Genomic DNA, 26069 nt, shown 5'->3' with positions numbered 1-26069 from the left:
GAAGGGCCGTAAGCCCTCTTCTCCCCCACGTCCTGCGGCCCGGCCGATCACGGGCCCAATGGCCCGCGATCGGGTCCTGACCGGTTCTGTCCCCCGGCCGCGCCGCGCCCCATCCTGGAAGGGTCGCGGGTGATCGAGGAGCACCCCGGCCCGGGCGATCGCCGTGCCGCCTGCCGGAACGAGTGGAGATGAGGACCGTGGTCGGGAACCGGACCGTGGGGGAAGTGATGACCGGCGAGGTGGTGCGGGCACGCCCGGGCACCACCGTGGAGGAGGTGGCCCGGCTGCTCGCCTCGCACCGGATCAGCAGCCTGCCGGTGGTGGACCACGACGACAAGGTCATGGGCGTGGTGTCCCGGACCGACCTCACCCGGCGCCAGGCGGCTCGCGGCCGGCCCGGCCCCCCGCGGCGGCGGTTCCTGGGAACGGTGAGGCGGGCGGTCCGCGTCGGTCCCGCCCGGCCCCCCGCCGTGACGGCCCGTGAGCTGATGACCAGCCCCGCGGTCACCGTCCATCCCGAACAGCGCGTGGTCGACGCGGCCCGCATCATGGAGCGCCGTCGCATCGACCGGCTGCCCGTGGTGGACGAGGAGGACCGTCTCATCGGCATCACCACCCGCCGCGACCTCCTGCGCGTCTTCCTGCGCACCGACGAGGAGATCCGGGCGGACGTCGCCGGCGTCCTCGCGGCCCTCGTGCCGGCGCACGGCGCCGACCGCCTCGACGTCGCCGTCCGGGACGGCGTGGTCACCCTGGCGGGCAGCCTCGAGCCCGATGCGGACGCGTCGGTGCCGCTCCGGGCGGCCTGGCGGGTGGAGGGGGTGGTCGGTGTGGTGAACCGGCCGGCGGACGGGAACGGATGAACCGGCCCCGGCCTTCGCCGGGGCCGGGCGGGACTCCGGCTCAGCCGGTCCACGTCCAGTCGGTGACCTCGGGCATGTCGGTGCCGTGGGCGCGGATCCAGGCGTGGTGGCGGATACGGGCGTCCGCCATGGCCTGCCGCACGCCCACGGCCCGTACGCCGAGACCGGGCACGCGGTCGATCACGTCCATCACGAGGCGGTAGCGGTCGAGGTCGTTGCGCACCACCATGTCGAAGGGGGTCGTGGTGGTGCCCACCTCCTTGTAGCCGCGTACGTGGAGGTTCGGGTGTCCGGCGCGGCGGTAGGCCAGCCGGTGCACCAGCCACGGATAGCCGTGGTAGGCGAAGATCACCGGCTTGTCGCGGGTGAACAGGACGTCGTACTCCCTGTCGGTCATGCCGTGGGGGTGGTCCTCGCGGGGCATGAGGCGGGTCATGTCGACGACGTTCACCACCCGCACGGCGAGCCGGGGCAGGTGCCGGCGGAGCAGCGCGGCCGCCGCGAGCACCTCCTCGGTGGGTACGTCGCCGGCGCAGGCGAGGACCACGTCGGGCTCGCGCGTGCCGTCCTCGGTGCCCGCCCAGTCCCACACGCCGACGCCGCGGGCGCAGTGGGTGCGGGCGTCGTCGAGGGAGAGCCAGTCGAAGCAGGGCTGCTTGCCGGCGACGATCACGTTGACCTGGTCCCGGCTGCGCAGGGCGCGGTCGGCGACGCACAGCAGGGTGTTGGCGTCCGGCGGCAGATGAACGCGGACGACCTCGAGGCTCTTGTTGAGCACGTGGTCGACGAAGCCGGGGTCCTGGTGCGAGAAGCCGTTGTGGTCCTGGCGCCACACGTGGGACGTCAGCAGGTAGTTGAGGGAGGCGACGGGCGCCCGCCACGACAGGGCGCGGGACGTCCTCAGCCACTTGATGTGCTGGTTGACCATGGAGTCGACGATGTGGACGAACGCCTCGTAGCACGAGAAGAGGCCGTGGCGGCCGGTGAGGAGGTAGCCCTCCAGCCAGCCCTGGCAGGTGTGTTCGGAGAGGATCTCCATCACCCGGCCGTGCCGGTCGAGGTGTTCGTCGGTGCCCAGGACCACCCCCTGCCACGCCTTGCCGCTGGCCCCGTACACGGCCTGGAGCCGGTTGGAGGCGGTCTCGTCGGGGCCGACGAGCCGGAAGTCCCGGCGGTCGGCGGTGGCGGCCATGACGGCCTCCAGCAGGTCGCCGAGGACGCGGGTCGGCTCGTGCCGGGTGCCGCCGGGGCGGTCGACGGCGACGGCGAGGCCTTCGAGGGGCGGGAGGGGCAGTTCCCGGACGAGCAGGCCGCCGTTGGCGTGCCGGGTGGCGCCCAGTCTGCGCCCGCCGTCCGGTACGCAGGCGAGGACCGGTCGCCGCGGGCCTCCCCGCTCGTCGAAGAGCTCCTCGGGCCGGTACGAGCGGAGCCACGCCTCCAGTTGTGCGCGGTGGGCGGGATCGTCCCGTACTCCGGACAGGGGAACCTGGTGGGAGCGCCAGGTTCCCTCGACGGGCAGGCCGTCCACCTCGGCCGGACCGGTCCAGCCCTTGGGGGTGCGCAGGACGATCACGGGCCAGCGGGGCCGGCCGGTGCGTCCCTCCGTACGTGCTTCCCGCTGGATGTGCCGGATGCGGTCGACGGCCGTGTCCATCGCGGCCGCCATCGCCCGGTGGACCTCGTGCGGGTCGTCGCCCGCGACGTGCAGGGGTTCGTGGCCGTAGCCCCGCAGCAGTTCGTCGAGCTCGGCTTCCGGGAGGCGGGCGAGCACCGCGGGGTTGGCGATCTTGTAGCCGTTGAGGTGGAGGATCGGCAGGACGGCCCCGTCGTGGACGGGGTCGAGGAGTTTGTTGGAGTGCCAGGAGGCGGCGAGCGGCCCGGTCTCGGCCTCGCCGTCGCCGATGACGCACGCGACCAGGAGGTCCGGGTTGTCCAGGGCGGCGCCGTACGCGTGCGACAGGGAGTAGCCCAGTTCCCCGCCCTCGTGGATGGAGCCGGGGGTCTCCGGGGCGACGTGGCTCGGCACGCCGCCGGGAAAGGAGAACTGCCGGAACAGCCGGGCCATGCCCTCCTCGTCCCGGCTCACGTCGGGATACGTCTCGCTGTAACTGCCCTCCAGCCACGTGTTGGCGAGCACGGCCGGCCCGCCGTGCCCGGGCCCCCAGACGCACAGGGCGTCGAGGCCGTGCCGCCGGATCACCCGGTTGAGGTGGGTGTACACGAGGTTGAGCCCCGGGGAGGTGCCCCAGTGGCCGAGCAGCCGCGGCTTGATGTGCGCCGGTTCCAGCGGCTTGCGCAGCAGCGGGTTGTCCATGAGGTAGATCTGCCCGACGGAGAGGTAGTTGGCCGCTCTCCAGTGCGCGTCGAGCTCGCCGAGTTCCTCGTCGGTCAGGGGTACGCCGGCCGAGCCCTCGTCCCTGCGCATGTCTCCTCCGTCTCGTGAAGGGGCGCGGCGCCCGCCGCCGTCGTGCCGGGGACGCCTCCGCCGGTTCTCCGGCGCACTCGTCCCATGGTCGTACGCGTGCCGCCTCACGGCACCGTGACGCAGACGGCACGGCGACGAGAAGGGCCGGATGGGCCACCCCTGCGCCCCCTTCGGCCTACCCGGGAGCGGCGGAGGGCTGGAGCGCGATCCACTCCGTGGACGTCGTGACCTCCTTCAGGACGTCCGGCAGGGGTTCGATGCCGAGGCCCGGGCCCTTCGGGACGTCGAGGTGGCCTTCGGTGAGGACGAAGGGGTCGGTGATGTCCGTGGCGAAGTAGCGGTGGGAGCCGGAGGTGTCGCCGGGGAGGGTGAAGCCTGGGAGGGCGGCGAGGGCGAGGTTGGCGGAGCGGCCGATGCCGGTCTCCGGCATGCGTACGGTTCGGCCCCGGCCATGTCGAGGGCCTCGACGCCGGTGACCCTGGACAGCTGCTCGGCATGGGCGTGCACGGTGTTGCAGGGCACGGTGATACAGCTGGCCCCCGCCCGCCGCGACCAGCGGGCGCCCTCGACGAGGGCGGGCACGGGGGACGGCCCTTCGCCGAGCAGCGCCGCCGCCCGGCCGGGAACGGCGGAATCCGCCCGCATGAGAACGGGGAGATGCGCCTGGTCGGAGCCGACCGGCGTGCGCCGGGCGAGCCGGTGACGACACGATCGTGGCCCGCCGGGACGCACGACGTGTCGTCACCGGCTCCGAAAGCGACCGCCCGCCCTGGTACGCGGGACCAGAACGCCCCGGAGCCGTGCGGGCGGCCGAACTCCCGCCCCGGGGCGCCGGTTTCCCCCGGCGTGCCGGATACCCATGAAGAGAGCCGGTCCTGGGCGGCCGTCAGAACGCGAAGACCGCCCCCTCCGCCGTGCGGGCGCGCAGTTCGCAGGGGTTGCCGTAGGTCGTCGACCAGGTGACGCGTCGGCCCTGCCAGACGCCGTCGCCCGTGAGGGTGACCGGGTTCCATTCACGCGTGCAGGGGCGGTCCTCCCGTAAGGCCGTGAGGGTGGTGAAGTCGCCGTCCGCGGCGGCCAGTTCCGCACAGGCCGCGTCGGGGGCGGGGTGGCTGCCGGACGGGGCGGGGGCGCAGGTCAGGGTGACCGCGCGGACGACGGTGGCGGCCGCGGGGTCCGCGCCCTCGCCGAGGGTGAGCACGAGCGCCGACGGCGTGTAGAGGCTGGAGGGCGCCGCCTCTGCGGTGCCGGCGCCGGTGAACGCGGTGCCGACGAGCGCGAGGCCGGTCGCGGTGGCGAACGCGGTGGCGCCGAGAGTACGGAAGTAGCGCACGGGGTGTCCCTTCGCGGGGTGACGGGAGATGCGAGCCGATCGGCTGCGCACCGGAGTCTTGTCGACGCGGAGGGTGATCGCACACGCGGTCGCAACAATCCGGCCGCGCTCCTTGGAATCCCCGAACAACCCCCTGCCGACCGGTCGTTCGGCCAGTTGGGAGGGGGTGTTCCGGGGCTTCGCCCCGCCGCCCGAAGGGGCGGCGGGGCGGACGGTCCAAGGTCGAACGATCCACTGACCTGCGCCATAGCGAAAGATGTTCGATTCTGGACCTTCTGTGCCCGCCCATGCTCGTCCGGAACACGGAGGTCCGGCGAGCATCAGCCCCCGGCCGACCATCCCGGTCCTCAGGAACGAGTTCGAGGCCACATCGGTGTCCGACGGGGCGTGCATGCCGGCGAGACGGTCCGCTCCGCGCCCTCACACCATGAGGATCACCAGCGCCTCACGCGCGGGACGTGGCCCTCAGCGGGAGCCTGTCGAGGTCGAAGGCGGTGGCTGTCACCGGGCCGTCCCCGGGCAGAAGCGCGAAGATCGGGTAGCCCTCGACCTTGAACAGGGTGCCCATCGGGCCCTGTTGCGGCTCGACGACGACATGGCCGACCGCCGCGAGCGCCGCGATCTCCTCCGCGGCCTCACCCTTCTCCGCGTGCACGACCGCCAGCACGCTGCGGTCCCCGTCCAGCTCACGGGCCAGCTCGACGAACTTCGGCAGCCGTTCCGCACACGCCGTGCAGTCCGGCGAGAAGAAGCCGATGAGCGTCTCGCCCAGAGTGTCACGGGTCACCGTCTCGCCGGCCGTGGTGACGGCGGTGAAGTCCGGTACGGGCGAGCCCGGCGGCAGCATCAGTTCGTCGGCCGCCGCGGACGCCCGCTGGTCGGCCTGCAGGCGCAGCTTCCGGATGACCCCGAAGGTCAGTACGAGGTTGAGCAGACAGAGGATCGTGAGGAGCGCCACGGCGGCGGCCAGAAAGGGCATGAGATTTCTCCGTTGTGAGGAACGGCTGAGACGGCAGGGACGGCCGGGACGGCTGCGGGCGAGGCCGGGCGGCAGCCCCCTGTCGCGGGACCGGGAAGCGACCCCGTCACGCCGGGGAGCGCGGAGACCGGCGGATCGGCGCGGCCGGCCTGGTCGGCCCCGTCCCGAACAGCTCGCCCAGCTCGTCGGTGAAGGTCACGAGCAGGGCTCCCACGAGAGCGGCGACGGCGGCGATCACGACACCGCCGGCATGCGTGGCGGAGGACACCCCGCCCAGGGCGCAGCCGGCGCCGATCCCGGCGCACAGGAGCAGCAGTCCGTTCCTGACCAGGTGGCGGCGTCCGATCACCGCGCTCGACGCGCCGAAGCAGGCACAGGAGGTACGGGTTCCGCGACGGAGGACGCCGGCGATCCCCACGGTGAAGGCCGCCAGGAGGACCAGCGCGAGGCCGATCCCGGGGGCGCCCGCGGGGCCGACGGCCAGCAGGACCGGTACGGCGCACTCCGCGCCCACGACCGCCACGGCTACGGGCCGGGCGAAACGTCCCGGGACCCCCATGCTCCGAGTCGCTCCCTCGAAGGCCCTGAAGGCCGTGGCGCCGCGCAGTTTCCCGACCGCGGAGACCGCGAACACAACGCCGAGGAGCAGTCGGCAGGAGAGTAGGACGTACCCCATGAACCGGCCCCCGACTTCCCTAGACGACTGGGCCGAACGCACTGTAGCCCCAAATGCCGCTTCCGCAACAGCGACACCTTCAACACCCTCCGTATTGCGCTCCGTTGGACACATAACTTACGTTCGAAACGGGCTGGAGCAGATCAAGCTCCTGTCTCACGAACCCTGCTACGGAAGGTCCGCGATGACCCGTGTGATCGGAACGATGGGCGACAAGCTGCTGGGGCTCCTGCTGAAGGAGGAGCGCGCGGGGGCGTGCGTGCCCGAGCACGGCACGTACTGCTACTGCAAGAACGGCGTGAAGTGGTACATGAACTGCTACGGCATATGCAAGGCCCGCACCACGGCGCCGTGCTGACCAGTACCCCGTCACCTTCCGGAGCCGGGTCCCCGCAGGCCACTTCGGGGACCCGGCTCCGGGCACGCGCGGTGGGTGTCGCGCTGCTGCTGCAGTTCAGGGCCTCCCCGCCGGCCGCGTGCGTGCTGTTGGCGACGACGGTGGTGGTCGGTGCCCTGCCCGTCACGGCCGCCTGGCTGAGCAAGCTGCTCTTCGACGAACTCGGCCGTGGCTCGCACCTGGACTCCGGCCGGGCCATGATCCTGGGCATCGCGGTGGCGGCGCTCGGCGCGGCCTCCGCGGTGCTGCTCCAACTGGCCGCGTATCTTGATGAGTTGGTGCGGCAAAGGCTGGCCGTCACGGTGGAGCGCACCCTGTTCGCCAAGGTGAACGAGTTCCACGGGCTGCGCTGCTTCGAGGACCCGGCCTTCCACGACCGACTGCGGCTGGCTCAGCAGGCGTCCCAGGACGCGCCGCACAACATCGTCATGTTCAGCCAGGAGGTCGTTCGCTCTCTCGCCGCCGTCGGCGGTTTCGCGGGCGCGCTCCTCGCCGTCTGGCCGCCCATGGCGGGTCTGCTGTTCCTCGTCGGGAGCGCCGCCCTCGTGGCGCGGCTCTCCTTGGCCCGCCGCCAGGTGGCGGTCTGGGAACTGACGTCGGGCAAGCAGCGGCGACGGCTGTTCTACCGTGCGATGCTCACCGATCCGCGGGCCGCCAAGGAGATCCGGCTGTTCGGACTCGGCGGTTTCCTGCACGGCCGGCTGGTGCGCGCGCTCGGTGACGCCACCGAGGCGGAGCTCGCGGTGGAACGGCGGGGCGCCTGGGTCCAGTCCGGATTCGCCGTGCTCAACGCGGCGGTCGTCGGGGCGGGTCTGGTCGTGGTCGTCGCCGGTGCGGCCCGGGGCCGGTTCACCGTGGGGGACGTGACGCTGTTCATCGCCGCGGCCGTCGGCGTGCAGGGGGCGTTCGGCGGGGTCGTGATGCAGGCGGGGGCGGCCGCCGAGGCGGTGCGGTTGTTCGGCCACTACCTCGACCTGATGGACACACCGGACGATCTGCCGGCGGGGGCGGGTCCCGTGCCCGCTCTTCGCGACCGGATCGAGTTCCGAGACGTATGGTTCCGCTACGACTCCGACGGGCCATGGGTGCTGCGCGGCGTGGACCTGACGCTGCGCGCGGGATGCGCCACCGGCCTCGTGGGCCGCAACGGCGCCGGCAAGAGCACGCTGATCAAGCTGCTCTGCCGGTTCTACGACCCGGAGCGCGGCGCGATCCTCTGGGACGGGACCGACATCCGCACCATGGACGTGGAGGCCCTGCGCCGCCGGATCGGCGTGACCTTCCAGGACTACATGGCGTACGACCTGACGGCGGGCGAGAACATCGGCGTCGGCGACCTGCCGCACCTCGGGGACCACGAGCGGATCCGCCGTACCGCGGCCCTGGCCGGCATGGACGAGTTCCTCGCCGGCCTGCCGGACGGCTACCTGACGCAGTTGAGCCGCGTCCACCTCGACGAGGACGGCGGCGCGCACGGAGTGAACCTGTCCGGCGGCCAGTGGCAGCGGGTGGCCCTGGCGCGCTCCCTCATGCGGGCGGACGCCGACCTCCTGGTGCTCGACGAGCCGAGTTCCGGTCTCGATCCGGAGGCCGAACACGAAGTCCACCGCACGCTGACCCGGCAGCGCGCCGGCAGCACCGCACTGCTCGTCTCGCACCGGCTCAGCGCCCTGCGGGACGCGGACACCATCGCCGTACTGGTGGACGGCCGCATCGTCGAACTCGGCGACCACGAACGGCTGATGGCCGACCGCGACGGCCACTACGCCCGGCTGTTCACGCTCCAGGCCGCCGGCTACACCGACCGCGACGACGCCTCGGAGGCGGCACGGTGACGTACGTCGTACGGACGGCGGCGGCCGCGGTCGCCGCGGGCGCCGGAGCCGTGGTCGCCGTCCGCGCCGTACGCTCGCGCTTCGCCCTGGTCCGGGTGACCGGGTCGAGCATGGCGCCCACGTACCGGGACGGCGAACGCCTCCTGGTACGCCGCCGGGCACCGATCCGGTCCGGGGACGCCGTGGTCTTCCGCAATCCGGTACCGGGAGCCGACACGGACGTCCGGTGGCTGGTCAAGCGCGTGACGGCGATGCCGGGCGCCCCGGTCCCGGACGACGTCCGCCCGGCCGTCGACACGACCCACGTCCCCCGGGACTGCCTGGTGGTCCGCGGAGACGGCGCCCGCACCCAGGACTCCCGCCACTTCGGCTACGTCCCCGTCGCCTCCGTGCTCGGTGTGGTCGTCGCCCGCGGCCGCCCCCGCGAACCCGTCGCAGGCCGCGCGATCGGGCCCGCTCCGCTGTGACCGGCACGGGCGAGAAAGGCGAAGGCGTCGCCGCGCCCGGGGCCACCGCGACCCTCGACACGCCCTCGTCGGCTCATTCGGCGAAGTAGCCGCAGGCCGTGCTCCAGAGCGGGAAGTCGTAGGGAAGGCAGCACCACGGGATGCCGGCGCGACCTTCTCCGGCGCCAGCCCCTGCCGAGCCCCCTCGTGGTCGCTCGCCGACGGCCAGGACGGGCCGGCCCCCACTGGTCCCCAGAAACGGTCAGGGGCCGTTTCAGATTGCTCTGAAACGGCCCCTGACCTGCGACTCCTTCGAGTCGGGACGACAGGATTTGAACCTGCGACCCCTTGACCCCCAGTCAAGTGCGCTACCAAGCTGCGCCACGTCCCGGTGCCCGTCGGCGGCGGGGTTTCCCGCGTCGGCGTGCAGGAGAACATTACCTCACTCCGGGGGGAGAGATCACGCGGCGGGGTGACGGGGCGGAGAATGGCGGGATGAGTGGTGACTCCCGAGGGGCTTCGCGCGGCCGGGACCGTGACGCGGAGGGGCGGGCGCGGAACGCGCGGCCCCGGGACGGGCTCGGGCGGCCTCTGCCGCGCGGGGCGGTGGGGGTGCCTCGGCAGCCCGAGGGGGTGGTGCGGGGGCCGGGGGAGACCCTGCGGGAGGCGCAGCGGCTGCTGGACGCGGGGATGCCGTTCCATGCCCACGAGGTCTTCGAGGACGCGTGGAAGTCGGGGCCGGTCGGCGAGCGGGAGCTGTGGCAGGGGCTGGCGCAGCTGGCCGTGGGGCTGACGCACGCCGCCCGGGGGAACGCGACGGGCGGGGCACGGCTGCTGCTGCGGGGCGCCGGCCGGGTCTCCGGGTACGCCGCCGGGGGCGGGGAGACGTACGGGGTCGACGTCGCCGGGCTCGTGCGGTGGGCCGGGGAGCTGGCCGCGCGGGTGGAGCGAGGGGCCGCCGGGGGTGCCGCTCCGCCGGACGCCGCCGCCGAGGCGCCCCGGCCGGCGGGCTGCTAGCCGGTCAGTTCGCCCTTGAGGACGGCGGCGTGACCGGTCTCGGGGTGCCGGGCGGCGGTGAGGAGGGTGACCGTCCCCTCCTCGGCGAGGGTACGCAGCCGGCCCAGGGCCTCGGCCGCTTCGGGGGCTGCCAGTTCGGCTTCGTAGCGGCGGCGGAACTCGTCGTGGTCGCCCTCGCCGGGGCCGTGGTACCAGCGGCGGAGTTCCGTGGACAGGGTGAGGGCCTTCGGCCACGCGTCGACGCGGGCGTCGGCCTTGGCGAGGCCGCGCGGCCAGAGGCGGTCGACGAGGACCCTGATCCCGTCGTCGGGGGACGGGGGTTCGCAGACGCGGCGGACGCGGACGTCGGGGGTGGCGGCGGGCATGGTTCCAGGGTGCGCGGCCCCGGCGCGGTTCACCCGTCGACGCGCAGGACGGGCAGGAGGACGGCGTCGACGAAGGCGCGGGCGGCGGAGGCGTCGGGGAAGCGGTCCTCCAGGAGCCGCTCGATGCGGAGCAGGCCCATGAGGCTGGGCGCGACGAACGCGATGGCGGGGTTGTCGGCGGCGACCTCGCCGCGCTCGACGGCCCGCTGGACCATCGCGTCGATGGCGGCGACCTCGGGGGCGATGACGGTCTCGCGCAGGGCGGTGCGCAGGTCGGGGTGGTGGAGGTACGCCTGGGCGACGGCCTCCATGAGTTCGGTGTCGCGCGCGTGGCGGGCGGAGGCGACGCGGGCGGCCTCGTGGAGGTCGCCGGCGAGGGTGCCGGTGTCGATGCCGGTGAAGAGCGCGCAGCGACGGGAGGCGAGGGCGGCGGTGACGAGCCGCGGCTTGGTGCCCCACTGCCGGTAGAGGGTGGCCTTGCCGCACTTGGTGAGGGCCGCGACGCCCTCCATGGTCACCGCGTCGTAGCCGCCTTCGCGCAGGAGGCGGAGCACGGCCTCGTACAGCTCCGCCTCGCGCTCCGGCGTGATCTTGCTGCGGCGGGCGGCGGCGGTGGCGGCCTGCGTGGACATCGGTTTCCTCCCGGAATCCTCCGGACCTCTCTGCGCGGACGAGAGAAGGCTGCACGGACGAGAGTAGGGGGTGCGCAATCGAGACGCAAACGTATCGAGACGTTTGCGTCTCGATGAGATCGGATCTAGAGTTCCTCCGTTTGTTGCGGATTTGACCGATTGACCGGTTGACGGATTGACGGATGGGAAGTGCCGCGCCATGGCTACCCGGATACGCGGGGTGAGCGGGTCGCGTCCCGCCCCCGGGGCGGAGGGCGGGCGGCCGCCCCTCCTGCGCGAGCTGCTGCTCGTCACCGGGCTCTTTCTCGTCTACAAGTTCGGCCGGCTTCTCGCGAACGGCCACGAGACCCGCGCCTTCCACAACGCCGACCGCGTGTGGGACGCCGAGCGGGCCCTCCGCCTCCCCGGCGAGGGTGCGGTTCAGCAACTGCTGCTGCATAGCGAACCGCTCGTCCGGACCGCGAACACCTACTACGCGGCCGTGCACTTCCCGGCCACGATCGCCTTCCTCGCCTGGCTGTACTGGCGCCGCCCCGCCCACTACCTGTGGTCGCGGCGCGTCCTGGCGCTGGTCACCGGCGCGGCGCTCGCGCTGCACATCCTGCTGCCGCTCGCGCCGCCCCGGCTGCTCGCCGCCACCGGTCTGGTCGACACCGCGCGGGTCTACGGCCCGTCCGTGTACGGCGCCGTCCCCGAGGCGGACTCGATGGCGAACCAGTTCGCCGCGATGCCGTCGCTGCACTTCGGCTGGGCGCTGATGGTCGCGATCGGCCTGATCGCCGCGACCCGTTCGCCGTTGCGCCGGTGGTGGCTGCTGCACCCGGCGGTGACGCTCCTCGTGATCGTCGGCACGGCCAACCACTACTGGCTCGACGCGCTCGCCGCGGCGGTCCTGCTGGGCCTCGCGCTGTGGGTCGTACCGATGCCTCCGCGGCCGTCGGCGCCCGTCATCGCACAGCGCCCGAAGAGGGTCGAGACCGCCGCCGTACCCGCCGAGGTCCGGCGATGAGCGTCGGCACCGTGTTCGCGGTACTCCTCTCGCTCGCCTCCGCCGCCGGGTACGCGCTCGCCGCCGTCGGCCAGGCGCGGCTCGCCGCCACCCCCTCTGCCCCGTCGGGACGCGGGGCGCTGCGGGCGCTGCTCGCGCGCGGCCAGTGGTGGTGGGCCGTCGGCCTCAACGCCGCCGGGGCCCTCGCCCACGTGGCCGCCCTCCACTACGGGCCCCTGACGCTGGTGCAGCCGCTCGGCGCACTGACCCTCGTGGTGGCGCTGCCGCTGGGCGCGTACACGGCCCGACGGCGGGTGACCCGTACCGAGTGGCGGGGCGCACTGTGGACCCTGGCGGGTCTGGTCGGGCTCGTCGCGGTCACCGGGCCCGCCGCACCCGGCGAGGCGCTGAGCCTGCGCGAGTCCCTGGCGGTCGCCGCGGCGACGGCGCTGTTGATCGCGGCGCTCGCCGGGGGCCGCCTGCCCGGGGCCGGGCGGCGGGGGCATCGTGCGGAGGGCGGCGTACGGACGCGAGGGCTCGGGCACGCCACCGCCTCCGGGATCGCCTCCGGAGTGGCCTCGGCGCTCACCCAGACCCTCACCGCCGCACTGACGCTCGGCCTGCCCGGCGCCCGGCCGTCCTGGTGGCAGACCGCCCTGCTCGCGCTGCTGATCTCGGCCTTCGCGGTGGGCGGCCTCCTCCTCTCACAGGCCGCCTACCGGGGCGGGCTCGCCGCCCCGCTGGCGGTGGTGAACCTGTCGAACCCGGCCGCGGCCGCCGTCATCGGCGTGGCGCTGCTCGGCGAGACGTTCCGGGCGGGCGTCCGGGGTTGGGCGATCGCCGTCGCGGCGGCGCTGGTCGCGGCCCGGGGCGTCGTCCTCCTGACCGCGGGCGGCCCTGCGGCCGCGGAGCCCTCCGCCCCGGCGGAGCCCGTACACCCGCCCGTGCCGTCCGCGCCCTCCGAGTCGGGGGTGGCGGGCCTGGCCGAGGCGCTGGGCGGGGCCCTCGCCTCCGTACCGGAGACGGAGCCCGCGCGCTGACCGGGGCGGCGCCTGCCCCCACCCCCTTCGCGTCACCTTGACGACAACCGGAATCCGGATCTATCGTCAGGGTGACGACAAGGGGGTTCTCTCATGGCCGACATCACCAAGCGGGCCGGCTGGCGCCATCTGCGCTCCGCGCCCACCGCCCACATCCGCCACCAGCGGCGCGGCCGGCTCGCGCACGACGGCGCCGGGCTCAGCTTCTGGTTCCGGCCGCTCGGGGCCGCGCTCTCCGAGGTGCCGGTGGACGACCGGGAGCTCGCGATGGCGTTCCACGCCCGTACCGCGGACTTCCAGGACGTGAGCGTGCAGTCCTCCGTCACGTACCGGATCGGGGACCCCGCGACCGCCGCCGCCCGGCTCGACTTCTCCATCGATCCGGACACCGGCGTCTGGCGCGGCACCCCGCTGGAGCAGATCGCGACCCCGCTGACCGAGACCGCCCAGCAGCACGCGCTCGACGTGCTCGCCCGCACGCCGCTCGCGCAGGCGCTGACGGACGGGGTGGCGGCGGTGCGGGAGCGGATCACCGACGGGCTCGCGGGCGAGCCCCGGCTGCCGGCGACCGGGATCGAGGTGGTCGCCGTCCGAGTGGTCGCGATCCGGCCCGAACCCGAGGTCGAGCGGGCCCTGCGGACCCCCGCCCGCGAGCAGATCCAGCAGGAGGCCGACCGGGCCACGTACGAGCGCCGCGCGGTCGCCGTCGAGCGCGAGCGGGCGATCGCCGAGAACGAGCTCGCCAGCAGGATCGAGCTGACCCGGCAGGAGGAACGGCTCGTCGAGCAGCGCGGCGCCAACGCGCGGCGCGAGGCGGAGGAGTCCGCCGCCGCCGACGCGGTACGGGCGGAGGCCGAGGCCGTACGGAAGGTGCGCCTCGCGCGGGCCGAGGCGGAGGCGGCGCGCGAGGTCGGCGAGGCCCGGGCCGAGGCGCAGACGGCCTGGCTCCGGGCGCACGCGACCGCCGATCCGGCCGTCCTGCACGCCCTGGCCCTCACCCGGGCCGCCGAGCAGCTGCCCCGGATCGAGCACCTCACCCTCTCCCCCGACGTCCTCACCGGCCTGCTCGCGAAGCTGGGCGGCGGCGACGGCACGGGGACAGGGGCGGGGGCGGGGGCGGGGGCGGGGGCGTGAGCCTCGCGCCGCGGGCGGTCCTCGTACACCGCAGGACGGAGTACGAGGAGCTGCTCGCCCGGCACGGGACGCACGGGCAGGCCGCGTTCTTCCTCGGCGCGCGGGGGCGTTCGGTCGACGAGGTCCGGGAGCGGCACGAGCGGATGCGGCGGGCGCTGACGGCCGTCGCCGGGGCGGTGCCGCCGGCCTGGCGGCAGACCACGGTGGAGCGCGCCGATCTGGACCGGTTCCTCTTCGGGCCGGAGGACGTGGTCGTGGTGGTCGGCCAGGACGGGCTCGTCGCCAACACCGCCAAGTACCTCACCGGTCAGCCCGTCGTCGGCATCGACGCCGACCCGGGCCGCAACCCCGGCGTACTCGTCCGGCACCGGCCGGCCGACGCGCGCCGGCTGCTGCCGTACGCGGCCGGGCCGGGGGTCGCGGCCGACGAGCTCACCATGGTCGCGGCGACCACGGACGACGGGCGGCGGCTGCTCGCGCTCAACGAGATCTACGTGGGACCGGCCGGCCACCAGACCGCCCGCTACACCCTCGACGCGGAGGGGGAAGGGGGCGCCGGGTCCGAGGCCCAGGCGTCCTCGGGGGTGCTGGCCGGGACCGGCACCGGGGCGACGGGCTGGCTCCGCTCGCTCTGGCAGCAGCGGTCCAGCGCCCTCGCCCTGCCCTCGCCGACCGACCCCGGGCTCGCCTGGTTCGTCCGCGAGGCGTGGCCGTCCCCGGCGACCGGAACCAGCCGAGTCGAAGGGCTCCTCGGGCCCTCGGAGGGCCTCCGCCTCACCGTCGAGTCGGACCGCCTGGTCGCCTTCGGCGACGGCGTCGAGTCCGACGCGCTCGACCTGACGTGGGGCCAGGCCGTGCGTCTCGCCGTCGCCGAGACCCGTCTGCGGCTGGTGGCCTGACCTGCGGCGGAGCGCGACCCTGGAGCGGTCGGAGGGGCGGCCGGAATCGATCGGCGGGGGACGGGAGGCGGGCGCGGGAACGCTACGGTGAAGCGGTTCAGTCGGCGCTTCAGCCGGCCCTTCGGCCTGCTCCGCGTGCGGTGACCCACCCGTCGTAAGGAACGCCCGTGACCTCCCTCTCCCCCGGCTCGCTCGTCGTCGCCCCCGCCACCCGCGCGGAGTGGGAGCTCGTCCGGGCCTGGGCCGCCGAGGAGGGGTGGAACCCCGGACGGGCGGACGGCGACGCCTTCTTCGCGCAGGATCCTGACGGGTTCTTCCTGGGGCGGATCGACGGCGAGCCGGTGTCCGCCGTCTCGGTCGTCACCTACGGGGACGCGTACGCCTTCCTGGGGTTCTACCTGGTCCGGCCCGAACTGCGCGGGCAGGGGCTCGGGCTCGCCACCTGGCGGGCGGGGCTCGCGCACGCGGGCGACCGGGCGGTGGGGCTCGACGGGGTGCCCGCCCAGCAGGAGAACTACCGGCGATCCGGTTTCGCCCCCGCCTACCGAACCGCCCGTTATGTCGGGGAAGTCCCTTCGCCCGAGCGGCCGGTGACCGGGGTGGTACCGGCCGCGCGGGTCGATCCGGCGCTGCTCGCCGCGTACGACTCCGCCTGCCACCACGCCGAACGGCCCCGGTTCCTCTCCGCCTGGCTGACGACACCGGGGCACCGCGCCCTGGCCCGGGTCGTGGACGGCCGGGTGACCGGCTACGGCGTGGTCCGGCCCTCGCAGGGCGAGGCGCGCGTGGGCCCGCTGTTCGCGGACGGCCCGGCGGACGCGGCGGCACTGCTCGACGCCCTGGCGGAGGCGGCACGGGAGTTCGGGTCACGGTCGATCGCCGTCGACATGCCGGAGACCAACCCGGCGGCGGCACACCTCGCCGAGGAACGCGGACTCACCCCGACCTTCGAGACCGCCCGGATGTACACCGGCCCGGTACGCCCGGTGGCACGCGAGCGGATCTTCGGCGTCACGACCCTCGAACTCGGCTGAGCCGAGGCGCTTTCAACCGGGGCGGGGGCTCTCGGCCGAAGCGAGGTGCTTTCGACTGGGGCCGGGGTTCGCGGGCCGAGGCGAGGCGCTTTCGGCTGGGGCCGGGATTCACGGACCGGGGCAAAGCGCTTCGGCCAAGGCCGGAATTCTCGGTCGGGCCAAGGTGCTTCGGCCGGGACCGGGGCTCTCGGTCGAGGCGAGGCACTTTTGCCCAGGGCCGGGTTCCGGGGTCAAGGCGAGGCACTTTCGGCGGGACCGGGATTCTCGGTCGGGCCAAGGCTCTTTCGGCCAGGACCGGATTCCCTGCCGAGCCAAGACGCTTTCGGCCAGTCCCAGAGCCCTCGGGCCACGGCAAGGCGCTTTCGGCGGGGCCGGGTCCCGGCCGAGGCGGGCCGGGTCCCGGTCGAGGCGGGAGGGCGCTCGCTCGGGACCGGAGGCGGTCGTCCCACCCGGCCCCGCCCTTCCCCGCGTCCCCTCCGCCCACGTAACTCCCCCGCCCCGCGTACCCCTCCGCGGCCCGCCCCTCCGGATCCCTCCGCGGGCTCTCTCCGGCGGCTCCCCCAAGGGTCCCCCTCCCCGCCCCTGAGGGGTGACAAGGGTTTTCCCCGTATCGCGTTCACCTCCCCGTTCCCTACTGTCCTCCGCACCGGCGGATAACATCCCCCAGCGCACCTGACAGGTGCATGCGGGGACGCAAGCCGCCGGTGACGGCCTTGACCCGGGCCGTCGGCGCCGGTGGCGGCGCACGGGCCCCCCAGCCCAGGGACCACGGCCGCGACCCCACTTCGCACCGCGACTCCCGCGCCGCCGCCACTGCTCCGCACCTACGTCGTACTCGAAAGGGCCATCCACCTTGAACGGTTCCAGGCGGAGAGTCATATCCGTGGTCGCCACCGCCGCGATCATCGGTGCCACTGCCACCACCACCGGGGCGTTCGCCGCCGCCCCGGCCGCACCCGCCCCGAAGCCCGCTCCGGCTTCGCAGGCGATGCAGGCGCTTCCCAGCGCCCCCGTCGAGAAGGTCATCGTCACCTACAAGAGCCAGGCCGCCGAGGCCCGCTCCAACGAGGCCGCGAAGACCGACACCGCCGAGAAGGCCGCGAAGACGGGCGAGAAGCTCGCCTTCGAGCGGCGCCTCACCGGCGGCAGCGCCCTGGTCGACCTGGGCGACTCGGCCTCCAAGCAGGACGTGGACAAGGTCATGGCCGCCTTCCGCGCCGACCCGTCCGTCGCCACCGTCGAGCCGGACATCCGCGCCTACCCGATGGCCGTGACGCCGAACGACACCGACTACGCCAAGCAGTGGGACCTCTTCGAGGCCACCGGCGGCATGAACGTTCCCGCGGCCTGGGACAAGACGACCGGCTCGGGCGTCACCGTCGCCGTCATCGACACCGGTTACGCGGCCCACTCGGACCTCGCGTCCAACGTCGTCGCCGGTTACGACTTCATCTCCTCCTCCGCCGACGCCCGCGACGGCAACGGCCGCGACGCGGACCCCAAGGACGAGGGCGACTGGAACGCCACCGACGGCGAGTGCGGCACCGGCTCGCGGGCGTCGAACTCCTCCTGGCACGGCACCCACGTGGCGGGCACCATCGCCGCCGTCACGAACAACAGCAAGGGCATCGCGGGCATCGCGTACAACGCGAAGATCCAGCCCATCCGCGTGCTCGGCAAGTGCGGCGGCTCGTCCTCCGACATCGCCGACGCCATCACCTGGGCCTCCGGCGGCTCCGTGGCGGGCGTCCCGGCGAACCCGAACCCGGCCAAGGTCATCAACCTGAGCCTGGGCGGCGCCAGCTCCACCTGCCCGACCGTCTACAAGAACGCGATCAACGGCGCCGTCGCGCGCGGCGCCACCGTCGTCGTCGCGGCGGGCAACAGCAACGCCAACGCCTCCGGCTTCACGCCGGCGAACTGCGCCAACGTCATCACCGTGGCGTCGACCAGCCGCGAGGGCAACCGGTCGTTCTACTCCAACTACGGCACCATCATCGACGTGTCGGCCCCCGGCGGCGAGACCCGTCGCGCCACCGACACGCCCGGCACCGTCACCACCCCCGAGAACGGCATCCTCTCCACGCTGAACTCCGGCACGACGGTCCAGTCGACCGAGAACTACAAGCCCTACCAGGGCACCTCCATGGCCGCGCCGCACATCGCCGGCCTCGCCGCCCTCCTGAAGTCGGCCAAGAGCAGCCTGACCCCGGCCGAGATCGAGTCGGCGATCAAGAGCAACGCCCGTCCGCTGCCCGGCACCTGCTCCGGCGGCTGCGGCGCCGGCATCGCCGACGCGGCCAAGACCGTGGACGCGGTCACCGGCGGCACCACCCAGCCCGGCACCGTCTTCACCAACGACGCCAACGTGACGATCTCCGACAACACCACCGTGTCGTCCTCGATCGCCGTCACCGGCCTCACCGGCAACGCCCCCGCCGACCTCAAGGTCGACGTGGACATCAAGCACACCTGGCGCGGGGACCTGGTCATCGACCTGGTCGCCCCCGACGGCACGGTGCGCAATCTGAAGACGTCCAACTCCTCCGACAGCGCCGACAACGTCCTCGCGACGTACACGGTCGACGCCTCCAGCGAGGTCGCCAACGGCACCTGGAAGCTCCAGGTCCGCGATGTGTACTCGGGTGACACCGGCTACATCGACTCCTGGAGCCTCACCTTCTGAGCCACCGCTCCCCCCACGTTCCACCACCCCCCACACCAGCATCACCGCTGGTCAGCGACACCCCCGTGGTCTACACCACGGGGGTGTCGCGCATAGGGGGAAGGGGCTCGGGAGCGGGGTCGGCTGTCCGTATGCCGGACACGACCCCTGGACGGGGCCGGTGGGCTCCGTATCCTCTGCGCAGGGCTCATGGGCGGGGCCCACGGGCGGAGGTGACGACAGGTGACGACGGTTCCTCACGGCCCCCTGCCCGCACGTGCCCCCGGCACCGCCGGGCCCCCGGCACCGGTGGGCCGCGAGGAGCTGCTGGCCCGTCTGGAGAACGTCCTGCACGCCCGTGGCCGTGCCCTGCTCACGGGGCCCGCCGGCGTCGGCAAGACCGAGGTCGCGCTGGCCGCCGCCGCCCGGGCCGAGGCCCGCGGCGAGACCGTGCTGTGGCTCGCCGCCCTCCCCGCCGACCGCGCGATCCCCGGCGCCGCCGCGGCCGCCCTGGTGGCCTCGGTGGCGGCCACCGTCGCCCCGCCGGGGCCGCGTACCGAAGCTGTCCCCCTGGGGGAGGACCTCCCGTCCGGCGCCACCGTCCCGGGCGCCCCGCACGTCCTGTCCTCCGGCGTCCTCACCTCGGGCGTCTTCGACGACCTGCCGGGGCCTCAGCGCACCGCCGTCGCCATGCTCTGCCGCGAGGCGCCCATCCAGCAGGGCGGCTGGGACCCGATCGCGCTGCGCCTGGGCATCGCGCGGATCCTGCGCGCGCTGACCGGCCGGGGGCCGGTGCTGCTCGTCGTCGACGGCGCCGAGTTCCTCGACCCCGACAGCACCGACCTGCTCCGCTTCGCCCTCCACCTCGCCCCGCCGTCGCTGCGGGTGATCGCGGTCGAGACCCCGGAGCCGTACGGGGACAGCCACCCCGCCGACGGGCCGAAGACCGGCACCGGCGCCCCCGGCTGTCCTCACCCCGGGCACGCGGCGCACTCCGCGCACCTGTGGGTGCCGTCCGAGGCCGATCTGCTGCTCGTGCCGCCGCTCCAGGCCGACGAGATCGCCGAACTCCTCATCCACCACCGGTTGCCGTCCCGGATGGCCGGCCGCATCCACCGCGCCAGCGGCGGCAATCCGCGGCTCGCGCTGGCCGTCGGCCGCTCCCTCGCCGACGCCCGCACGCCGGTGCACCACGCCGAGGCGCTGACGCTCTCCGGCCGCGCCCGGGACCTCGCCCGCCAGCTGCTCGGCGCCGCTCCCCCGCCGGTCCGGGCCACCCTGCTGCTCGCGGCCCTTGCGCTGCGCCCCTCGGCGACGCTGGTGCGCCGGGCCGGGCGGCCCAACGCGGAGGCGGACCTGGCGGCGGCCGAGCGGGCCGGTCTGGTGTCGCTCGCCGAGGACGGCTCGCTCGCCTTCACCGCCGGGCTGCTGCCGTCCACCCTGGTGCACGACGCCTGCTGGGCGGAGCGCAGCGCGGGCCACGCGGCGCTCGCGGAGGTCGTGGACGATCCGGTGGAGGCGGTACGGCACCGGGCGCTGGCCACCGACCGTCCTGACGAGGAGCTGGCCGCCGAGGTGGCGGCCGCGGCGGAGACCGCCCGGCGGCGCGGCAACAACGCGCTCGCCGCCGAACTGGCCCTGCTGGCCGCCGAGTCGACGCCCGGCCGGGACGGGGACCGGCGGATCGCCCGGCTCGTGGACGCGGCCGAGGAGGCGGCCCGTGCGGCCCGCGCCGACCTGGCGATGCGGGCCGCCACGGACCTGCTCGCCCGGGACGCGTCCCCCGCCGACCGGGTACGGGCCCGGCTCGCGGTCCTCGACACGGCGGGTCAGGGCCTGACCGGCCTGGACGACATGTACGTGCACGCCATGGAGGATTCGGAGGGCGAGATCGCGCTCCGGGCCGCCGTGCAGCTCCGGCTCGCCGTCAAGTACGTGCTGGCGGACGGCGATCCGGAGCGGTCCCGGACGGCGGCGATGGAGTCCGCCGCACTCGCGGCATCGGTGGGCGACCCGCGCACGACGGCGCAGGCGCTGACTGTGCAGGCCCGGATGGAGCGGGCGTTGGGCTCGCCGAACGCGGAGCCGGTGCTGGCCCGGGCGCGGGAGCTGGAGCTGGCGGAGCGCCCGCTCGGCATCCGCAACGCGGCCCAGATCCTGACGATCCGTCATGCCCTGTTCGACGACCGGCTGACCGACGCCCGGGACGAGCTGAACGCGCTGCTGCCGCTGGTGCAGCGGCGCGGTTCGGTCGAGGACGCGATCGAACTGTTCCGTACGCTCGCCGAGATCGAGTCGCGGATCGGCCCGTGCCCGGCGGCCCTCGCGCACGCCGGGCAGTCGCTGGCGCTCACCCTGGAGGCGGGCCTGTCGCCGGGGCCCGCCTGGTACGCGCTGGCGCTGGCCGAGACCGCGGGCGGCAGCCTGAGCCGGGCGGCGAGCTACGCGCGGCGCAGCGTGCAGGCCTCGGAGGAGGAGGGCGACCGGGTCTTCCTCTCCCGCAGCCGGTACGCCCTGGGCCGGGTCCAGCTGATCAACGGCGATGTGGCGGCGGCCCTGGAGACGCTGCGGCGGGTGCAGGCGGACGAGCGGGCGCAGTCGACGGTCGACCCGTCGATGCTGCGCTGGCACGAGGAGCTGGCGGAGGCGCTGCTCGCCCACGACGCGGTCGAGGAGGCCCTCTCCCTGCTCGCGGAGGTGCGTCCGGTGGCCGAACGGCTGGGCCGTTCCACGGTGTTGCTGGGGTGCGACCGGGCGCAGGCGCTGTGTCTGGCGGCGGAGGGCCGGACCGACGAGGCGGCGGAGCTGCTGACCCGGACGGCCGACCGGTTCGCGGAGGCGGGCCTGCCGCTGGAACAGGGCCGGGCGCTGATGGCGCTGGCCCGGGTGGAGCGCAAGCGGCGGCGGCGTTCGGCGGCGCAGGCGGCGCTGCACGCGGCGGCGACGGTCTTCGAGCGGGCGGGCGCGGCCCCGTGGCTGGCGCTGGCCACGGAGGCCCCGGCCGGCGAGCTGCCGGGCACGGCACCGGGCGGCGACGAGCCGCCGACCGCCCTCGCCTCCCTGACGGAGGCCGAGCTGCGGCTGGCCCGCCTGGTCGGCCAGGGCGCCTCGAACCAGGAGGCGGCGGCGAAACTGTTCCTGAGCGTGAAGACGGTCGAGGCCCGTCTGACCCGCATCTACCAGAAACTGGACGTCCGTTCCCGCGCCCAACTGGCGACGGCGCTCCGCCCCTGACCGGGAGCGGAGCGCCTCCGGTCAGGCCCGGTGGACCGTCACGTACGCCCCGCGCACGGCGGCGGCATCCCCGGCGGGGGTCCACTCGGCAGTGACCCGTCCGAGGGCGCCGTCGCCCGGTTCCCGCCCGTCGGCGGCCCGCAGCACGCGGTGGAGGCGGAGGGCGAGGGCTCCGGCGGCGCCGGGCACGCGGACGCGGACGTCGGTGTGGTCGGCCCCGTCCACGGCCTCCAGCGGCTCGGCGTCCCCGGCGAAGACGTGGTCCGTGTCGAGGGCGGCGGCCACGGTCGGGTCGACGGCGTCGCTGACGGACTGCTGCTGCGGTACGGCCCGGCCGGCGAGGAGCGCGTACAACTGGCCGACGAGGACCGGGTCGTGGGCGCCGTCGTAGATCCAGCGGGTGCCGAGCACCCCGTGCTCGGAGGTGCCGATGAGGGCGTGTTCGGCGCCGTCGAGGGGCTTGCCCCGGTACGTCATCGGCACGTGGTACGCGACCGCGTCCGGGCCCTCGCCGTCGGTGACGGCCATGAACTCGACGCCCACCTCGCCCTCGGGGTCGTCGAGCCGGAACCCGCCGGCCTTCACCGGCCGCGGCGCCTCCGCCCCGGCGGCGTACCACGTGCGGGTGGGCAGCCAGGCGGCGAGCAGTTCCTGCTTGGTCGGCCGCATCGTGGTGCGGTGGATGAGGGCCATGGGCGGATCGCTTCCTCTCCTCGGGACCGGTGGCCGTCAACGTAACAGAGCGTCCCCCGGGGGCGTCCGGCCGCCCGGCCCCGTTGTCCCGCGGCCGCAGCCTCGTGTGATGATCCCGGGGACGTGGATCCGGAGGTGATCCACACAGGAGAGAGAACATGGGATTCACGGACGCCAACGGCGTCGACCTGTCGGGTGTCACCGGCAGGCTGATCCAGACGGTCGACCTGGTGCAGGGGCCCGCCCCGCAGGCGATAGCCACCGACACGGTCAACGGGCACGTCTTCGTGCTCCAGTTGGAGTCCTCGGCCACCGCGCCGGGCGACTCCGGCAACATGTACGTGAACCGCATCCACCGCACGACGGGCGCGGTCACCGGCTCCATGCGGCTCAAGGGTTTCGGGCACGGTCTGTCGATGGGATGTCAGCCTGTCGGCGCCGACAGCTACCTGTGGACCGAGTGCGGTCCGCTGCACATCACCAGCAGCGGTGTCGCCTTCGGCAAGTCCGTCACGCGCTTCAAGTTCGTCAACGGCGGGACGCTCGACGCCACCGCGATCCCGCAGGCGCAGAAGTTCACCCCGCCGGGCTCCACGGCGGGCACCGGGCCCTCGCTCGACCCCACCACGGGCCTGCTGACCGTCATGTACCACAAGGACGGCAAGCGGCACTTCACCCGGTACGACGCCGACCTCGCCGCCGCCGGCGACTGGACGCCCGTCGGCACGACCTTCGTCATGCCGGCCGGCGAGAACGTCACGCCGTCCGTGCCGTCCCCTTACCCGCTGCAGAAGACCCTGACCTCGCAGGGCTACCAGACGCTGGGCGGCGTGCTGTACGCCTACGACTGGGCGCCGTACGACACGAAGACCTACCCGGACACGGTGCCGAGCGCCTTCCCCGGCATCACCTTCATGACCTCGTACGACTGGGCCACCGGGCAGCGCCTCGACCGCCAGGTCGTCACCAGCGCGGACGGCCTGGAGCGGCGCGAGCCGGAGGGCGTCGCCGTCGAGATCGACCCGGCGACGCAGGAGACCCGGCTGCTCTTCGGGTTCAGCAACACCGTTCCCGGCACGACCGGTTCGCGGGACGTCACCGTCTGCTGGTACCCGACGAAGCCCGCCGTCGACGGCGTCAAGGTCCTGTCGGACTGGGTGGACCTCACGCTCGCCTCCGGCGTCACCGCCGGCGCCGAGCGCCCGCGCGGCCGGCTCGTCGCCCTCGCCGGCACCACCTACCTCCAGCTGCGCGGCACCCTGAACTGCTCGCTCACCGCGGACGGCAGGATCGCGACCCTGCCGCACCGGATCCGCCCGACCCGGCTGGCCCGGCAGAACGTGCCGCGGAACAACAACACCGGCCGGTGCGTCTGCCGCATCGAGGCCAACATCCGCGGCGAACTGTGGGCGTACGGCGCCTACTCCGACAACGCGATCACCTGGATCGACCTGGACGGCGTCTCGGTCGCCTGGCGCTGACCCTCCTCTTTCCCCTCGTTCTCACCTCACTTCGGAGGATTCCTTCATGACCAAGCAGTCGCCCTCGGCGTCGACCAGCCGCCGTTCCCTGCTCACCGCCGCGCTCGCCGCGCCCGTCGCCGCCGTCGGCGTGCCGCTCGTCACCGCCGCCCCGGCCGCCGCCGCGGACCCGGCCGACGGCTGCCAGACCGTCGTCGACTGGACCGACATCATCCCCGCGGCCGGGGTCACCCCCAACGCCACCGCCCCGATCCAGGCCCGGGTCATCCGCCTGGCGGGCACCGAGTTCCTCCAGTTCCGCGGCACCCTCACCTGCAACTTCACCGCCGACGGCACCCTCGGCACCCTGCCGGCCACGATCCAGCCGCCCAAGCTGACCCGCGGCATCGTGCCCCGCAACAACAGCTACGGCATCAACGCGGTCCGCGTGGAGGCCAACACGGCCCGCGCCATCAAGGTCTACGGCCCGCAGGCGTCCAACCCCGTCACCTGGATGCAGCTCGACTCCTTCTCCTCCGTGATGCGCTGACCTACGGGGTGAGGGCGGCCGAGGCGGGTCCGTCGGGACGGACCGTGATGCCGTAGGCCGCCCGCTCCGGGCGGGAGAGGACGCGGACGGCGTGGGCGGGCAGAAGCCGCCCGAGGAGGGCGGTGGTCTCCCGGAGGGCGAACTGGACGCCCAGGCAGGCGCGGGGGCCGAGGCCGAACGGGAGGTAGGCGCCGGGGTGTCCGGGGTGCCGGCCGGGGATGGTGAAGCGGGTGGGGTCGAAGCGCTCGGGTTCCGGCCAGAGACCGGGGTCGCGGTGGGTGAGGTAGGGGCAGACCAGCAGGTCGGTGCCGGCGGGGATCGCGTGGCCCGCGAGGGTGTCGGCCTCGGGGGCGTGCCGGGGCAGGATCCAGGCCGAGGGATAGAGGCGGAGCGTCTCGTGGACGAGCGCCCGCACGGCCCGCCGCCGCTCGGGTGAGCCGTCGGGCCCGGCCGCGAGGGCCTCTTCGCGGGCCTGCGGGTGCCGGTCGAGGAGGAGGTACAGCCAGGTGAGGGTGGTGGCGGTGGTCTCGTGCCCGGCGACGAGGAGGGTGACGAGTTCGTCGCGGATCAGCCGGTCCGTGTACGCGGGACGGTTCCCGGCCCCCTCGACGAGGACGTGCAGCAGGCCGGGTCCTTCGGGCCCCGCGCCGGTCTCCCTGGCCGTGGCGACGGCCCGTTCGGCGACGGCGTCGATCCGGGCGAGCTCGGCGGCGACGGCGGAGTGAGCGACGGCCTCGTCGGCGGGGAGGGTGGGCAGGGCCTCCACCACCCCGGCGACGGCGGCGAGTTCGCGCTCGGTGCCGGGGTCGAGCGGATGCCCGGTCAGGGAACGCCAGATGGTGTCGAGGGCGAAGCGGCGCATCTCCCCGCCGAGGTCGAACTCCTCGCCGGTGCGGGCGTACGCGTCCCAGCGGGCGGCCGTCAGCCGTGCGGCGGCGGCGATCCGCTCCTCGTACCGGCGCATGCCGGGGCCGGTGAACTGGGACTGGAGGAGGCGCCGTTGGCGCTGCCAGGCGTCGCCGGTGGCCGAGAGGACGCCGTCGCCGACGAGGATCCGGGCCCGGTGGGAGCGCTTGACGTACCGGTCGGGGTGGAGGACGAGGACGTGCCGGACGGCGTCGGGGTCGGTGACGAGCACCGTGGGCGGGGCGCCGGGCGCGGGGCGGAACGCGCAGACGCCGCCGAGCCGTTCCCGTACGAGGGCGAGGAGGTCGACCAGTTCGCCGCCTCCCGCGTGCCATCGCTCGACGAGCCCGGGTTCCGGTTCGGGGACCGGGCGGCCCGCCGGGGCGGGCGCCTCCCGGGCCTGCGGGGGTGCGGGGTCGGGCACGGCGGTGCTCCTCTCCGGCGTCCGCACGGGCGTGCGGGGCGGCGTGGTCATCTCGCAGTGGTCATCTCGCACTG

Annotated in this window: 22 protein-coding genes, 1 tRNA gene and 1 pseudogene; 14 read left to right on the top strand and 10 right to left on the bottom strand. The window is 74.4% G+C overall.

The window, feature by feature from the left end; genetic code table 11:
* The first annotated feature begins 188 nt into the window (after positions 1–188).
* Positions 189–863 (top strand): CBS domain-containing protein, encoded by a 675-nt coding sequence (locus tag QK442_RS04580; RefSeq protein WP_282692502.1) that lies wholly within the window; start codon positions 189–191, stop codon positions 861–863.
* A 40-nt stretch (positions 864–903) separates the two neighbouring features.
* Here the strand turns inward: QK442_RS04580 and QK442_RS04575 are convergent, their stop codons facing one another.
* From QK442_RS04575 to QK442_RS04555, 5 genes and pseudogenes are all read right to left on the bottom strand, one after another.
* On the bottom strand, positions 904–3288 hold the full coding sequence (locus tag QK442_RS04575) for a phosphoketolase family protein (protein WP_282692501.1): 2385 nt from the start codon (positions 3286–3288) through the stop codon (positions 904–906).
* 175 nt (positions 3289–3463) lie between these two features.
* Positions 3464–3718: pseudogene (locus QK442_RS04570) on the bottom strand (enolase C-terminal domain-like protein); the annotation flags it as partial.
* A gap of 456 nt (positions 3719–4174) precedes the next feature.
* Positions 4175–4621 (bottom strand): SSI family serine proteinase inhibitor, encoded by a 447-nt coding sequence (locus QK442_RS04565; RefSeq protein WP_282692500.1) that lies wholly within the window; start codon positions 4619–4621, stop codon positions 4175–4177.
* Between the two features lie 445 nt (positions 4622–5066).
* Complete coding sequence (locus QK442_RS04560; protein WP_282692499.1) at positions 5067–5600, bottom strand: redoxin domain-containing protein; 534 nt, start codon at positions 5598–5600, stop codon at positions 5067–5069.
* Between the two features lie 106 nt (positions 5601–5706).
* Positions 5707–6276: a MauE/DoxX family redox-associated membrane protein gene (locus tag QK442_RS04555; RefSeq protein ID WP_282692498.1), complete on the bottom strand. Its 570-nt coding sequence runs from the start codon at positions 6274–6276 to the stop codon at positions 5707–5709.
* Positions 6277–6460: 184 nt separating this feature from the next.
* On the opposite strand from QK442_RS04555, the gene QK442_RS04550 reads away from it, so the two are divergent.
* The 3 genes from QK442_RS04550 to QK442_RS04540 all read left to right on the top strand — a co-directional run bounded on the left by QK442_RS04550 (position 6461) and on the right by QK442_RS04540 (position 8975).
* A complete protein-coding gene (locus QK442_RS04550; RefSeq protein WP_282692497.1) occupies positions 6461–6634 on the top strand; it encodes a hypothetical protein in 174 nt (57 codons plus the stop codon).
* A 71-nt stretch (positions 6635–6705) separates the two neighbouring features.
* Positions 6706–8508: an ABC transporter ATP-binding protein gene (locus tag QK442_RS04545; protein WP_282692496.1), complete on the top strand. Its 1803-nt coding sequence runs from the start codon at positions 6706–6708 to the stop codon at positions 8506–8508.
* On the top strand, positions 8505–8975 hold the full coding sequence (locus QK442_RS04540) for a S26 family signal peptidase (RefSeq protein ID WP_282692495.1): 471 nt from the start codon (positions 8505–8507) through the stop codon (positions 8973–8975). The genes QK442_RS04545 and QK442_RS04540 overlap by 4 nt, the downstream gene beginning before the upstream one ends.
* A 296-nt stretch (positions 8976–9271) precedes the next feature.
* Here QK442_RS04540 and QK442_RS04535 read toward each other — a convergent pair.
* Positions 9272–9345, bottom strand: a tRNA-Pro gene (locus tag QK442_RS04535).
* Positions 9346–9449: 104 nt separating this feature from the next.
* On the opposite strand from QK442_RS04535, the gene QK442_RS04530 reads away from it, so the two are divergent.
* Positions 9450–9971, top strand: coding sequence for a DUF309 domain-containing protein (locus QK442_RS04530; RefSeq protein WP_282692494.1), 522 nt, complete (start codon positions 9450–9452; stop codon positions 9969–9971).
* Here the strand turns inward: QK442_RS04530 and QK442_RS04525 are convergent.
* Together QK442_RS04525 and QK442_RS04520 are read right to left on the bottom strand one after the other, a co-directional pair.
* Positions 9968–10336 (bottom strand): DUF488 family protein, encoded by a 369-nt coding sequence (locus QK442_RS04525; RefSeq protein WP_282692493.1) that lies wholly within the window; start codon positions 10334–10336, stop codon positions 9968–9970. The genes QK442_RS04530 and QK442_RS04525 overlap by 4 nt on opposite strands.
* 29 nt (positions 10337–10365) lie before the next feature.
* Positions 10366–10968, bottom strand: a complete 603-nt coding sequence (locus QK442_RS04520) for a TetR/AcrR family transcriptional regulator (RefSeq protein WP_282692492.1) — start codon at positions 10966–10968, stop codon at positions 10366–10368.
* Between the two features lie 199 nt (positions 10969–11167).
* Between QK442_RS04520 and QK442_RS04515 the strand changes: the two genes are divergently transcribed.
* The 7 genes from QK442_RS04515 (at position 11168) to QK442_RS04485 (ending at position 21962) form a co-directional block, all read left to right on the top strand.
* Positions 11168–11977: a phosphatase PAP2 family protein gene (locus QK442_RS04515; RefSeq protein ID WP_282692491.1), complete on the top strand. Its 810-nt coding sequence runs from the start codon at positions 11168–11170 to the stop codon at positions 11975–11977.
* Positions 11974–12996 carry a DMT family transporter gene (locus QK442_RS04510; protein ID WP_282692490.1) on the top strand — a complete coding sequence of 341 codons (1023 nt, stop codon included), beginning with the start codon at positions 11974–11976 and terminating at the stop codon, positions 12994–12996. Before QK442_RS04515 ends, QK442_RS04510 begins: the two co-directional genes overlap by 4 nt.
* Positions 12997–13089: 93 nt before the next feature.
* Positions 13090–14130, top strand: coding sequence for an SPFH domain-containing protein (locus tag QK442_RS04505; protein ID WP_282692489.1), 1041 nt, complete (start codon positions 13090–13092; stop codon positions 14128–14130).
* Entirely contained in the window at positions 14127–15029 is a 903-nt protein-coding gene (locus tag QK442_RS04500) for a hypothetical protein (RefSeq protein WP_282692488.1), read from the top strand. The genes QK442_RS04505 and QK442_RS04500 overlap by 4 nt, the downstream gene beginning before the upstream one ends.
* 167 nt (positions 15030–15196) lie before the next feature.
* Positions 15197–16063: a GNAT family N-acetyltransferase gene (locus tag QK442_RS04495; RefSeq protein ID WP_282692487.1), complete on the top strand. Its 867-nt coding sequence runs from the start codon at positions 15197–15199 to the stop codon at positions 16061–16063.
* 988 nt (positions 16064–17051) lie between these two features.
* Positions 17052–18749: a S8 family serine peptidase gene (locus tag QK442_RS04490; RefSeq protein WP_282692787.1), complete on the top strand. Its 1698-nt coding sequence runs from the start codon at positions 17052–17054 to the stop codon at positions 18747–18749.
* Between the two features lie 222 nt (positions 18750–18971).
* Positions 18972–21962 carry a LuxR family transcriptional regulator gene (locus tag QK442_RS04485; protein ID WP_282692486.1) on the top strand — a complete coding sequence of 997 codons (2991 nt, stop codon included), beginning with the start codon at positions 18972–18974 and terminating at the stop codon, positions 21960–21962.
* A 21-nt stretch (positions 21963–21983) separates the two neighbouring features.
* Here the strand turns inward: QK442_RS04485 and QK442_RS04480 are convergent, their stop codons facing one another.
* Positions 21984–22655, bottom strand: a complete 672-nt coding sequence (locus QK442_RS04480) for a 1,4-alpha-glucan branching protein (RefSeq protein WP_282692485.1) — start codon at positions 22653–22655, stop codon at positions 21984–21986.
* A 158-nt stretch (positions 22656–22813) separates the two neighbouring features.
* On the opposite strand from QK442_RS04480, the gene QK442_RS04475 reads away from it, so the two are divergent.
* The gene (locus QK442_RS04475) at positions 22814–24136 is read left to right on the top strand and encodes a hypothetical protein (protein WP_282692484.1); all 1323 of its coding nucleotides are present in this window, start codon (positions 22814–22816) and stop codon (positions 24134–24136) included.
* Between the two features lie 46 nt (positions 24137–24182).
* A complete protein-coding gene (locus QK442_RS04470; protein ID WP_282692483.1) occupies positions 24183–24665 on the top strand; it encodes a hypothetical protein in 483 nt (160 codons plus the stop codon).
* A gap of 1 nt (position 24666) precedes the next feature.
* On the opposite strand, the gene QK442_RS04465 is transcribed toward QK442_RS04470, so the two are convergent.
* Positions 24667–25995 carry a cytochrome P450 gene (locus QK442_RS04465; RefSeq protein WP_282692482.1) on the bottom strand — a complete coding sequence of 443 codons (1329 nt, stop codon included), beginning with the start codon at positions 25993–25995 and terminating at the stop codon, positions 24667–24669.
* Positions 25996–26069 lie beyond the last annotated feature (74 nt).

Origin of the sequence: Streptomyces sp. CC208A (assembly GCF_030010625.1) — a bacterium.
GTDB lineage: Bacteria > Actinomycetota > Actinomycetes > Streptomycetales > Streptomycetaceae > Streptomyces.
Note: the sequence above shows the minus strand (reverse complement) of the source record. Positions and strands in the feature narration are given on the sequence as shown.